Origin of the sequence: uncultured Faecalibaculum sp., assembly GCF_910588395.1 — a bacterium.
In the GTDB taxonomy this organism is placed as follows: Bacteria; Bacillota_I; Bacilli_A; order Erysipelotrichales; family Erysipelotrichaceae; genus Faecalibaculum.
Map to the genome: position 1 here is coordinate 1 of NZ_CAJUPA010000004.1, position 11,855 is coordinate 11,855.

Consider the following 11,855-nt stretch of genomic DNA (forward strand, 5'->3'; position numbering starts at 1 on the left):
TTTACCACTGTTTTCATCTATGGCGGGTGGCTGGCTCAGCCATGAAATTTCGTATCCTGGCGCTGCAGCCCGGATGCCGGATTTTCCCGCCACGCAGCAAAACCCGGTCTGCCAGAGACCGGGTCGCAAAGACGAAGAAGCGCTGTGAAGTCAGAGTTTATTCGTGCAGATTGTCATACTGCTCTTCCAGTACGTGGCGGAAGTTGAATTCTTCCTTCTCCTGGTAGCCGATGCTCCAGAGAAGATCGATGTCTTCATGATTGAAGAGATACAGCCGGTCGCTGCGGATCATCCCCTCCGGCCAGAGAACGCCGGCGTAGTCGTAGAGAAGGTCATCCCCGCCACGCTGAATCCGGCCGACGATCATCAGCCGCTTTGTTCCCTCTTTCATGGTGACCACGCTGCCAAGAGGCAGCCATTCCGGTGCTTTGCTCATAGAGTCCTTTCTTTTCTGCTGTTCTGCAGTTTCTTCAATGGTTGTGTGTTCCGGCTCAGTAGCTGACTTTCAGTCTGAATCCGGTACCGGCAATGAAGCCCAGCTTGCTGCCAAATTCCCATTCCCGGTTTTTGTGCCGGTAGGACATGGACGCCTCGCAGCTGCCGATGGAACCTTCTCCGGTCAGGGTGATGGTGGCGCCGAACAGCGAGAATGCCAGGGAGCATTCCCCCCGGAAAGCCGCAGCCCCCACCGCCAGGTCCAGGCTCTGCTCCTGCGCGGAGAGCACAGCCTCCGCTTTGGCGTACAGCGCCCCGGCTTCCCCCTTGAGATTCAGTGCCGCCGAAGCGGAACGGCCGGCAAATACCTTGTAATTGCCCGCGAAGGACGCGGCGCTCAGGGAGGCTTCGGCCTGCAGTTCTGCAGACGGGACCTTCTTTTTCTGTTTGTCCCAGAGCTGAATGGCCGCTTTTCCCGAGGCTTTGAATTTCACCAGATCCACCTGGGTATCCAGCTGGTGATGCTGGCCGGTCTGCAGCCAGTGTCCCTGGGCCACGGCAGTGGATACGCTGCCTGTCAGTGTGGTTTTGACCGGTCTCTGTTTGAGCTGCTGTCCCAGGTTCCAGACTTCGCTGTGACTGGTATGCAGTCTGCCCGGTTTCCAGGGCGAAGAGATCGCGGCAAGTGTCGATTCTGTCCAGTCCGCCCGGGAAGCTGTATCTTCAAACCACAGAGCCAGCCGGTCCAGACTGGCCTGTACTGCCAGATGTGTATCCAGGGCGGTGTTTCCGCTGAAGGATCCCTGCCGCAGCGCCCGGATCCGGGCAGCGAAGCCTCTCAGGGCATCAGTGTCGGTCCTCATTCTGTTCCAGTGCCGCCAGGATCACTCTGGCCTGGGACTGCATCAGGGAGATGCGGCTTGCCACCTTCTGCCGCTCCTGTTCGCTGAGTCCTTCGGGAAGCGTGTTTTTCAGTCCCTGCAGCCGGGAAATCAGATCTGTGTAATAGCTGCGGCTGTTCATGCGCTCATGGCTGCAGCCAGCATCTGTTCTGTATCCTGATAGGAAGCCGCAGTCTGATCAAGATACAAAGTGAAGGCTTCTGCGGTCTGGCAGTAGTTTTCATACAGCGGAATCAGCGTTTCATATTCGCTGACAAATGCCCGGCTGGCGGGAGAACTCCAGGCAGAATCCATGGACCGGATCCTGGCCGTCACAGCCGAAAACAGAGAACGCATGTCACTGAGCTGGTTTTTCATTGCGGCAGAGCGGGCTGCCAGTTCCTGACTGGAAATCTGAATCATAAAAGCCTCGCTGCCTGCGCTGCCCGGTCCTGCTGCAGCTGCTGATATGTTCTGGCTGTCTGTGTGAGCATTTCACCATACTGATTCATGATTTCCGTCAGCCGGATCAGATGCGGCTGCAGGCTTCTGGCCTGAGAGATGAACGTCTGTGCATCTTCTCCCTGCCAGATATCCGCAGTCTGTTCCATGGTTCCGGTCAGCTGCCGGATGCGGGACTGGCAGTTCTGAGACTGCTGCTGAAGGTTCTGTCCTTCCTGAAGAATGTGATCATAATCCGCTTTGATAAGCATGTTCCAGTTTCCTTTCTTTTCTTTCATTCAATAAGGGCCGCGAGCCTGGCTGCAAAAGGCAGGTTCAGCTCACGGACACTGCAGGCCGGATCCAGAATCCGTCTGGTCTCCAGATCCAGCAGCCAGGTGATGCCCATGGCTGACAAGGGCAGTCCGGGACTGATCCAGAGCTGCAGCTGACTGCCGTCCAGAGCATCTGTCAAAAGGAGCAGCCAGTCATCCTGCATGGATCAGCGGCTCCAGTCCTGTCATGATTCCCCGGCAGCAAAGCAGCCAGGTCTCCGGTACAGAGGGAAGTCCCAGTTTCCAGGCCTGGGATTTCCATCCGCCGGTATAGAGAACAGTGCCCGTCTGCTTCTGCAGCTGCGTCGCACAGGACACAGGCCAGTCCGGGCGCCACTGATGCAGACGCTCCGCCATCTCTTCCGCCTGTTCTCCCAGTATGCACAGCGGACTTCCATCCCAGAACACGGGTCTGTTTTCGCTGATGCCGAGAACCGGTGTTTCGAACACAGCCGTCCAGTCCAGGGCCATGGCGAAATCCGGCAGCTGTGCCACGGGCTGCGCAGGCAGTGCAGTCTGCATCCACAGCGGCTGATTTCCCTCCTGCAGCAGACCGGTCGGAAAGGGACAGTCATGGCGGAATGACCCGAAGGCACAGAGACTGGCAGCAGATCCGAAGACCAGCGTTGCCCGGGATGCCACGATGGAGGCAGCGGGTTTTGTCTGAATCAGAAACACCCGGATATCCGGCAGCAGCCAGGGACCCGGATCCTGGTCCAGAAGCGCCACCGTTCTGATTCCATCCATGTGCAATGCAAACCAGGCACTGCCGGCTGTGGGCAGGATCAGACCCGGATAAATGCCCTGCAGAGCCTCCAGAACCTGCCGGCTGTGCTCCGGCGCCAGAATACGCGTCAGCGTGCCAGGGAGCGGATCCAGGATCCACAGTCTGGCTTCTTCCGGATTCAGCACCTGAGCCAGGCCGGGATCCTGAAACGGACCGGGTCGGCCCGGCAGCAGCCTGCTGCAGGGACTGCGTCCGGCTGCTGCCTTTTGAAGTGCCTGTTCCATCCAGGTCTCTGCCTGGATTTCCCGCAGGATGGTTCCATGGGAATTTCTCAGGCAGCCGCCTGCATGCAGCGGCCGTCTGGCATACAGTGCCTGAAACCGGGTCTGTCCGAACCACCCGTCTCCAGCCCCTCTGAGCCTGGCTGCCCGGTCATCCTGAAGCACTTCCTGGCTTTCATACCGGTCCCGGACCCGAAAACACAGGACATACCCGGTATTGGCCAGAATCTGTGCATCCACGATTCCCTGAGGGCGCTGGGTGGACAGAAGCAGACAGATGCCCAGGGACCGTCCCACCCTGGCCAGCGACTGCAGAAAGGCCAGCCGGGCAGGATACTGTTCCCGGATCTGGGCAAATTCATCTGCGACCACCAGCAGCAGCGGCATGGGTTCGGACTCCAGCCGGCTCAGAGTGAGAAAATCCGGTGTTTCCAGGGGATGTCTCTCCTGAAAAGCCTGCATCCGTCTCTCCCGGTGTTTCAGCTCTGCTTCCAGCGCCCTCTGCAGCAGCGCCATTCCCTCTTCATCCAGATCCGTGAGAACACCGGCACAATGGGGCATGGAAGCAAAGGGTGCGGCAAAGGCACCGCCTTTGGAATCCAGAATCAGAAACTGAAAGTGCTCCGGATCATTCACCAGCATCAGCTGACAGAGCAGTGTGGCCATGGCTTCCGATTTGCCGCTGCCGGTGGTCCCGGCCACCAGTCCATGGGGGCCATCCGTCACCAGGTCCAGGGACACGTCATTGCCTGTTTCACTGTGACCGATGAGAACCCGGTACTGTGGCCCCTGTCCGGTTTGCAGAGTTTTCTGTCTGACAGGGCCTGGCAAAAACGCCAGATGCTGCAGCTTTTCCAGGCTGCAGGGCAGGCCGGGATCATCCTGAATCAATGTGCCATACACCTTCAGACCAGGCAGGGCGTGCCGCACCCGCTGCCGGTTGTGCCAGAGATGGGGCCATTCTCCCTCCACAGCCGGATCAGCACCCCATTTCACCTGTTCCGGGTCCTGGCTCCACACCGTCATGGCAAACAGGGAAGCCCGGTTGCCGGTGACTGTTCCTTCCATGTCCTCAAACCGCAGCCGGCGGACAGGAACCAGTGCCTCTTTCACCACCATCTGCACCTCCCGGAACAGAGGCTGCTGCCGGTGACGCCAGGAAAACTGCGGTACCTCCAGTGTCAGAAACCCGGAGGTCTCCTCCCAGCCAGCAGGCACCGGCAGTCCGCTTTGATACAGAACGGGGTCCAGTCTCTGCCACAGAACAGCCAGCTGTTCCTGCTGCTGTTCCATACTGCTGCGCAGCTGCCGGATCTGATCCCGCAGACCTGTCAGATACTGGCGGTAGGCCTCTTCTTTCCCCCGGATTTCCTTCATGGCCTGCTTCCAGGTGACATGCCTGGAAATCAGTCCGTAAATCAGGAAACTGGCCGCCATCGCCAGTGACATGATCAGGCTGGTGTTCACTGATTCCGGTGAGCTTCTGCCGGCTGCCTGCAGAGCCGCAGCGGAGAGGAGGGAGCCAGCACTCATGAGCAGGCTGGAGCCGCAGGAAAGAAACAGGTTCTGACGGACCGGCATCTCCTGCAGAACCCAGGACTCCAGAACGAGTTTCTCAGGTTCCGCTTTCTGAAATCCGGCAGGCAGCTGATGCCGGCTGCCGGCGTCAGCGGACTGCGGCTTCCGACAGTCTGCAAGGGGCGCAGGCGGCGGCCCATGCTGGCGGAAGCCGCAGATGAAGAAGGAGTCCATCCAGAGAAGACTGCAGCCGGCGCACTGTATCCGGTCCAGAGGATTCAGCTTCTGACGGCCCCGAACCCGGCACCCATTGATGTACGTGCCGTTGGCAGAGCCGAGATCTTCCAGCTCATATCTTTCACCATCCTGTATCAGACGGAAATGCCGGGCGGAAAGAGCCGGATCCGGGACATCCAGCAGATCTCTGCCAAAGACCAGATTGTCTCTGGCCACCAGCAGACTCATGGATGCAGCCTCCGGTTCCTTCCAGGCGCAGAAGACCATGTTTTTCCAGGTGCGGCTCTGTCCCAAAGACATGGTCTGCATTCCCTCCGGCAGCCGGGCCTGAAGCCTGCCTTCCGTTTCCGGATACCGCTGGCGGCTCAGATGATCCGGTGTGAAGCAGAGCAGTTCAGCCATGACGCCTGCGCCGCAGCCAGATCACCGGTGCCAGCAACGCCGGCCACAGCGCCAGCCAGCCGCCTGTGTTCCGGCCTGCAATCTGCTGCTCGATCACCTTGCCGGAGGCTGTAAGCGCCCGGACCTGCTGCCCGGCATACGCCCTGGTGACTTCAATCACGCTGCCTTCCTGCCGCTGCTGCACAGGGACTGTCTGACCGTTCACCTGGGCTGACAGGACTGGCTCCGGTCCAGGGAGAATCAGCTGCACCCGCTGGCCGTCCTCCACCACTGTGAACCGGGAGGGAACAGCGGGTTGCTGATCCTGCATCACTTTCAGCCCCTCCTGCGGATTCCAGCTGAACAGACGGCTGCCCGCCCGGACCTGTACCGGCTCACTGCCGGTTCTGCCTGCTGCGGCTGCCAGCGCTCCTGACAGATCCGCTGCGGGGCCTGCAGTTTCCGCCATAGTGGGAGACTCTGTCAGGCGGGATGTCTGGAGTGTGCTGGCCGGTTCTGTCTGCCGTTCCTTGTCCAGGATGGAAGCAGCCTCCACAGAAGGACCAGCCTGGACCACTGGCTGTTTCACCAGCCCAACAAGCCAGGATCCCGCTTCCGGCGCCAGCAGCAATGTGCCCGTCTGTACCGGAACTGCTTCCGGAACAGAGGGTACTGTGATTTCCGGCTGCTGCTGATCGGCATTGACCGGTTCTCCGGAAGGAAACAATGTATCCGGCAGCCGGATGCAGCCTGTAGCAGATCCCTCCGGTTTCTCCAAAGGCAGTGCAGGCTGTTCTGCATCCGGCGTCACGGGCTTTTCCGGTTCTGCAGCAGGCTGCTTGTCTGGCTCTGTTCCCTCTTCTTCTCCGGCATTGTCCGGCCCTGCATCCTCCGGTACGTCCACTGTGGAGTCTCCGTTCTCCGGATCTGTCCCGGCATCCTCCACTTCCGGTCCCGCTTCCGGCTCCTCCCGGTTTTCATCTCCAGCAGATTCCTTATCTGTCTGCCCACCGGCGTCCGAAACCGGGTTGTCCGGCTCCCTGTCTCCTGCAGAATCCGTCATGAGTTCCTGCTTCTCATCCGGTTCGGCCGGCTCATTTCCGGATGCACCGGTATCCGGGACAGTCTGATTCGCCCCCGGTTCGTCCGGCTCACCCTCTCCGGCATCTGTGCCTGCCGCATCCTTCGCTGCTGTCTCTTTCTCATCTGACGATCCGATCCGGCTGCCATCATCTCCGCCGGTTTCATGCCTCTCTTCACACAGACTGTGATCCCTGTTTTCTTTCCCGTTTTTTCCATTCTCCGGAAGCAAGATTCTGAACCCGCCCTCCGAAGTCTTCACCAGCACCCAGCCAGGACCGTTCAGAACCGTCTCCTGACCAGCTGCCTGCTCTTCTCTGATTTCAGCGCTCTGTACCGGCTGAATCATGCATTCCTGCATCTGTTTTCTCCTTCCATTCCATCAGCAAAGCCACATCCTCTCCGAACCGCTGTGCCCAGTCCGGCGGGAGCTCCAGATCGATTCCCTGCATCTTCATGCGCAGAGCATAAGCCGCCACCTGCCGGGCCTCCTGCCCGGTGGTGATCTCTTCACAGAATTCTTCAAATGACTGGTCATCCACCCCCTGATCCAGCTCCTCCAGCAGCCCTGTCCGCTGCGCCAGCGGCAGAGATTTATCCAGGAGAGCTGCCTGCGCCAGATTTCCCGTTCCCGCCTCCCCCGCTGCCGGCAGACAGAGTCCGGCCGCGAAGACAGACACTGTGACAAACCAGAACAGAGGCAGCCAGGAGAATCCCGGAAAATCAGACAGATCTCTGCGCCTGGCAGGATCTTTTCGCAGGCACCCCAGCCGCCGGAGCGGATAGAGATGCCAGCGGGCTGCCAGCCTGGCCCAGCACCAGGCGTCTGCTGCCGGTGTCTTTTCTGCATCCGTTGCCAGCTCCGGCGCCATCATCTCCTGCGTTGCGAAAAAGCACTGACGGCTCCCGGTCTCCAGGATCCCGTCGTAGTCAATCAGCACCAGCCGGTTTCCATCCAGAATCAGATGGTCTTCCTTCAGATCCAGATACAGATATCCCAGCGAATGGATCCGGCACAGGATCCGCCGCAGTTCGTCCAGTATCTCAATCCGCTGTCTCCTGGAAGCGGCAGCAGCCGGCGCCCCCTGTATGTATTCCTCCACCAGAATCCGCTCATCCTTCGTCTCCAGACACTCATAGACACACGGGGCATTGCGTCCCTGCAGCTTCAGAAGCAGATCCGCTTCCCTGGCAAACTGCCGGCACGCCAGCGGATCACTCCGCGAAACCCGGCGGAGAATCACCAGCCGGTCCGTCATCACATCCCTGGCCAGCTGCGTGCACGTCAGATTGCAGCCAAGAACCCGGATAACCCGGTAGCGGCTCATTGCTCAAACCGCAGCACCCGGGAACCCAGCCGCAGCTCCATGCCATTTTTCAGGCGCATCCGCCGCCGGACCTGTTTGTCCTGCAGCCATGTTCCGTTGGAAGACTTCAGATCCTGCACATAGAACCGCTCCTGGTCACAGGTGATCCGGGCATGCAGTGCGGATACACTTTCATCCGGGATCCGGATATCCGCCTGAATCCCCCGCCCGATGGTCATCGTCTCGAACCGGAGTTCATACACCGTGCCCTGATCCACCAGCACCGCCTGTTTCTGCGGCAGCGCCAGCAGCACCTGGGTGCGCTCACTGGTTTGGGGCTCTTCAGAGCCACGGACAGGCAGCGGCGGCATGCTGCTGTATTCAATCACCGGCACGATCACTTCTTCCCTTGTCCGGAAAGGTTCTCTGGGCCTGACAGGAAGAAACGGAAAGCGGCGGGGATGAAACACGTTCTCCAGCTCCCGCAGCCCCTGTATCACCGTCGGCAGTGAAAACTGTTCATCTCCCAGCGCCATCTGCAGCCACCCCGGGATCTCATAATCTGTGCCCGTCCGGAACGCCTGCCGCAATGAATCCACAAAAGACCGCATTTCTTCCCGCTGCAGCAGCCAGGCATCGGTTTTCAGCGGCAGCACCGCAAAACGGAATCCGTCTCCTCTTGGCGTGCAGAACACCGCCGAGATATCCAGATACACCGGCTTGGCCCGGGCTGTGCTCACGGCTTTCTCCAGGAGCCCCTCCAGAAACCCATATCCCTCCTGCCTGCCGAAACAGTACTGTTTCATAAACGAGCCAATATCGCTGAATCCAGCCACGTCGTATTCCAGCTCCACAGGCATAGCCGAGACAACCCGGCAAACCAGACAGCCCGGATCGCAGGCAGCCTGCGGCAGGATGGATTCATCAAACATCTGCGGGTCATTGATACGGATCCTCAGCTTTCCTGCATCCCGGCTCAGAACCGTTACATGATCTTTCATTGGACCTCCTTTCCATGGGGCGTAATTGTTATATTCGCTGTTTTTCCGGAAATTTGCTGAAATTCGCCAAAAAAAAGTCTATTTTTAAGATGTGTGTAAGATTTTGACGCTTTTTGTGCTCTGGACACCGGCGTTTTTTCTGGATCCGGTCCATCAGAATATCACCGGTCTGCAAAGCCGCTGCCTCTGGCTGTACCTGCTCTGGGGCTGTACAGTCCTGGTCCTGCTGATGCGGCGCTTGGCGCCTGGGCCGTGGCTCTGGCTGCTGGGAGCGGGGTTTCTCATTCCCTGGCGTTTGCAGGGCCCGGGCTGGATGAACGATCTTCACGTCTGGCTGCAGATTGCCGGCATCACGCTGCTGTCTGTCAGCCAGATGCGTCTGCTGGTTTATACAGGCGAAAAAAAAGCCAGGATGTATTTCCTGGTTCTGGGGATTTCCTTTGCCGTGATGGGTGTCTGCTCCCATGTCAGTGGCCTGGCCGAAATGATCTGGGCTTCCGGCATTCTCCTTCTGATCCCTGTCAGACAGGTGCAGACCGGAAAAAAGCAACATGCAGAAACCCGCAGCAGAAAATTCTGACTGCGGGTTTTTCTGCCTGTATTTTTCGAAGCTTGATGGTGCAGAAACAGAAAATACCGTGCAGAGACAGCACACCATCTCTGCACGGTATCAGTCACTGCACCTGTGCGTTATCATCTGCGGGACAGGGAAGCGAAGCCTGCAGCTCCTCCTGTTCCTGGACCACATTCAACTGTTCGATTTTTTCCAGATAATCCCTGGCGTTCTGCACGAAATACAGCTTTCCTCCGGTCTGTACAACCTGATTGAAGTACATCGCTGCCAGGCTGTAGTCCTGCTGAACGAAGGAAATCAGCCCGATGTAGTAATCCGCATCCGCCTTCTGGAACGGGAAAACCGCTGTTTTCAGACTCTGCAGGAAGTAGCGTTTGCATTCGCTGAAATCCCCGTTCATAAGATCCAGACGGTTCTTGATGGAATTCAGTTCCTCGCTGCGGATCATGACGCCGGTGTGTCCGAAGTTGAGGCGCACTTTCTGCGCTTCTTCGTAACTGCGCTCCAGTCCCGACTCATCCTTGAGCAGATAATACACATAGGACATGAGAGACCAGTAGGTCAGCACACTGGCTGCATCCTTGCGGGGATAGGTAATGAGCACATCCTGCGCAAGCTGCGGATCATTGAGATAAATGAGACACTGTGCCATGAGCGCCTGATTCGTCAGACGGATTTTTCCGTTTCTCGTGGAATAATACACGATGGCTGAAATGCACGCTTCCGGATCACACTGCTCGTACAGCAGTTTGGTGATGGGAATCATGCAGCTTGCCCGGTATCTGGCAATGTAGTTGAAAATCAGCATGTATGCCATGATTGCCAGCATCATGAGCAGAATGTTGTTCACAAAAAAGAGCACACACATCACAGCCACGATTCCCAGGGCGTAAATCCAGGCCGCTCTGGAGGCATTGTGGCGGCATTCTTCGGCCATGGGTCTGTACTGCGGATCCAGTTTGTGATGCAGTTCATAAATCCGCACCAGTTCCGCATCCCCGGTGATACGGGCTTTGCGGAAAGCCGCATCCCGCCCGGTTTTCAGCTGAACGATGCCCACGATGCTCAGAACTGCCATGGGAATCACCAGTGCGGAACCGATCAGCACCAGATAGGAAGGCATCAGAAACAGGAAAAGATAGATGAAGAGCGGTGAAATCTGGAACTGCGTCATCAGCAGCTGCCCGATCAGGATGATATTCGCAATGCCGGCCACCACCAGTCCTCCGGAAGCGCACATGGCAATTTTGTTCCCCTGTGCATACGCTGCGACTTCCGGCGGCAGAAATTCCAGAGTGGCGTAGGATGGATCGGCATAAAGCACGATGCCAACCAGCAGGGCACCGCAGACAAAGGCCAGTGCCAGTGTGATCAGCTGCGTTTTGCAGCGGTATTTCCACATACTCGGCTTATTCCTCCTTCTGCTTCGCAATGATTCGGGCAGGCATTCCCACGGCAGTTGCCCGGGCAGGCACATCCTGCAGGACAACTGCATTGGCTCCCACCTTGCTGGATTCACCCAGCGTAATGTTGCCAAGGACCTTGGCACCGGAGCCTACATAGGCTCCTTTTTTCAGAGTCGGATGTCGCTTCACATCGGTTGTACCCACACCGCCCAGCGTCACACCGTGATAGAGCTGACAGTCATCTTCCACGATGGCGGTTTCTCCGATCACCACACCCATTCCATGGTCGATCACCAGTCCTTTTCCAATGGTGGCGCCGGGATGAATCTCAATGCCGGTTTTGCGGCGTGCACGGTTGCTCACCCATCTTGCCAGGAACCGGTGGTCTTTTTTCCAGAGCTTGTTGGCAATGCGGTATGAGCGCAGGGCTTTGATATGCGGATACAGCAGCAGGACTTCCCAGGGCGACTTGGCAGCCGGATCCAGGTCCATCGTGCGTTTCACATTGTATGTTTCAGCGTCAATGAATTCTCGGATTGACATGAATAAATCTTACGTTTTTTATACACCAAACTCAAGAAGTAAATCCCGGCTTACTCCCTTCACACAGCCATCCCACAAACCGGCGGCATGTGTATTGCATGATCTCCGAAAACTCTTTGCATCACAAAAAGGATAAACTGCTTATGCGGTTCGCAGAAGGAGCTTCCACGCTTTCCTGTTTCGGCTTTCTGCCCGGATCCTTCCCGCTGCAGATTTCTGATCTGCCTTTGTGCACCCGATGGTGATCCAGATGAAGCAGGAAAATCCGATAAACCTGGGTCCGATAAACCTGTAGATAAAACTGAAAATAAGGGGTTGCATGCAACTGAATAATCAGGTATTATAAACAGGCATTCGGTGCTTCGGAACGACCGAAACGGATGCAGAAAATCACTGGAGAGTTGTCCGAGCGGTTTAAGGTGCAGTCTTGGAAAGGCTGTGTAGTCGAAAGGCTACCAAGAGTTCGAATCTCTTACTCTCCGCCAGTGAAAATTCACTCCCTTTTTCCAAAGGGAGTTTTTTTGCTGTTTCTGATCCTGTTTCAGTACAATTCCCACCCTGCCTGCCCTCATCCAGCGGCAATCCCGCCTTTCTCCTCCTTTGGACAGTCAGATCCCGCATTCTGATTCATGCATCTTCAGCGAAAAACCCGACAGACAGCGGGATACTGTAGGAAAGCCGGCATACCGGCAGATCGAATGTTCTGCA

General features: G+C 57.5%; 13 protein-coding genes and 1 tRNA gene. 2 read left to right on the forward strand and 12 right to left on the reverse strand.

Annotated elements, in window-relative coordinates; translation table 11 throughout:
• Window positions 1-157: 157 nt before the first annotated feature.
• From QZ305_RS01710 to QZ305_RS01755, 10 genes are read right to left on the reverse strand one after another with little or no spacing between them, the layout of a single operon-like run.
• Window positions 158-436: a DUF4176 domain-containing protein gene (locus QZ305_RS01710; RefSeq protein ID WP_294729766.1), complete on the reverse strand. Its 279-nt coding sequence runs from the start codon at window positions 434-436 to the stop codon at window positions 158-160.
• 55 nt (window positions 437-491) lie between these two features.
• On the reverse strand, window positions 492-1,298 hold the full coding sequence (locus QZ305_RS01715; protein WP_294729767.1) for a hypothetical protein: 807 nt from the start codon (window positions 1,296-1,298) through the stop codon (window positions 492-494).
• Window positions 1,282-1,458, reverse strand: coding sequence for a hypothetical protein (locus QZ305_RS01720; protein ID WP_294729768.1), 177 nt, complete (start codon window positions 1,456-1,458; stop codon window positions 1,282-1,284). The genes QZ305_RS01715 and QZ305_RS01720 overlap by 17 nt, the downstream gene beginning before the upstream one ends.
• Window positions 1,455-1,739 (reverse strand): WXG100 family type VII secretion target, encoded by a 285-nt coding sequence (locus QZ305_RS01725; RefSeq protein ID WP_294729769.1) that lies wholly within the window; start codon window positions 1,737-1,739, stop codon window positions 1,455-1,457. The genes QZ305_RS01720 and QZ305_RS01725 overlap by 4 nt, the downstream gene beginning before the upstream one ends.
• The gene (locus tag QZ305_RS01730) at window positions 1,736-2,029 is read right to left on the reverse strand and encodes a WXG100 family type VII secretion target (protein WP_294729770.1); all 294 of its coding nucleotides are present in this window, start codon (window positions 2,027-2,029) and stop codon (window positions 1,736-1,738) included. Before QZ305_RS01730 ends, QZ305_RS01725 begins: the two co-directional genes overlap by 4 nt.
• A 23-nt stretch (window positions 2,030-2,052) precedes the next feature.
• On the reverse strand, window positions 2,053-2,256 hold the full coding sequence (locus QZ305_RS01735; RefSeq protein WP_294729771.1) for a hypothetical protein: 204 nt from the start codon (window positions 2,254-2,256) through the stop codon (window positions 2,053-2,055).
• Entirely contained in the window at window positions 2,246-5,257 is a 3,012-nt protein-coding gene (locus QZ305_RS01740) for an FtsK/SpoIIIE domain-containing protein (protein WP_294729772.1), read from the reverse strand. Before QZ305_RS01740 ends, QZ305_RS01735 begins: the two co-directional genes overlap by 11 nt.
• The gene (locus tag QZ305_RS01745; RefSeq protein ID WP_294729773.1) at window positions 5,250-6,677 is read right to left on the reverse strand and encodes a hypothetical protein; all 1,428 of its coding nucleotides are present in this window, start codon (window positions 6,675-6,677) and stop codon (window positions 5,250-5,252) included. The genes QZ305_RS01740 and QZ305_RS01745 overlap by 8 nt, the downstream gene beginning before the upstream one ends.
• Complete coding sequence (locus tag QZ305_RS01750) at window positions 6,640-7,644, reverse strand: hypothetical protein (RefSeq protein ID WP_294729774.1); 1,005 nt, start codon at window positions 7,642-7,644, stop codon at window positions 6,640-6,642. The genes QZ305_RS01745 and QZ305_RS01750 overlap by 38 nt, the downstream gene beginning before the upstream one ends.
• Entirely contained in the window at window positions 7,641-8,624 is a 984-nt protein-coding gene (locus QZ305_RS01755; protein WP_294729775.1) for an FHA domain-containing protein, read from the reverse strand. The genes QZ305_RS01750 and QZ305_RS01755 overlap by 4 nt, the downstream gene beginning before the upstream one ends.
• 91 nt (window positions 8,625-8,715) lie before the next feature.
• Between QZ305_RS01755 and QZ305_RS01760 the strand changes: the two genes are divergently transcribed.
• Entirely contained in the window at window positions 8,716-9,204 is a 489-nt protein-coding gene (locus QZ305_RS01760; protein WP_294729776.1) for a hypothetical protein, read from the forward strand.
• Window positions 9,205-9,298: 94 nt separating this feature from the next.
• Here QZ305_RS01760 and QZ305_RS01765 read toward each other — a convergent pair whose 3' ends face one another.
• Together QZ305_RS01765 and epsC are read right to left on the reverse strand one after the other, a co-directional pair.
• Entirely contained in the window at window positions 9,299-10,600 is a 1,302-nt protein-coding gene (locus tag QZ305_RS01765) for a hypothetical protein (RefSeq protein WP_294729777.1), read from the reverse strand.
• Between the two features lie 7 nt (window positions 10,601-10,607).
• Window positions 10,608-11,147 carry a serine O-acetyltransferase EpsC gene (gene epsC, locus QZ305_RS01770; RefSeq protein ID WP_294729778.1) on the reverse strand — a complete coding sequence of 180 codons (540 nt, stop codon included), beginning with the start codon at window positions 11,145-11,147 and terminating at the stop codon, window positions 10,608-10,610.
• Window positions 11,148-11,542: 395 nt separating this feature from the next.
• Between epsC and QZ305_RS01775 the strand changes: the two genes are divergently transcribed.
• Window positions 11,543-11,632, forward strand: a tRNA-Ser gene (locus QZ305_RS01775).
• Window positions 11,633-11,855: the final 223 nt, after the last annotated feature.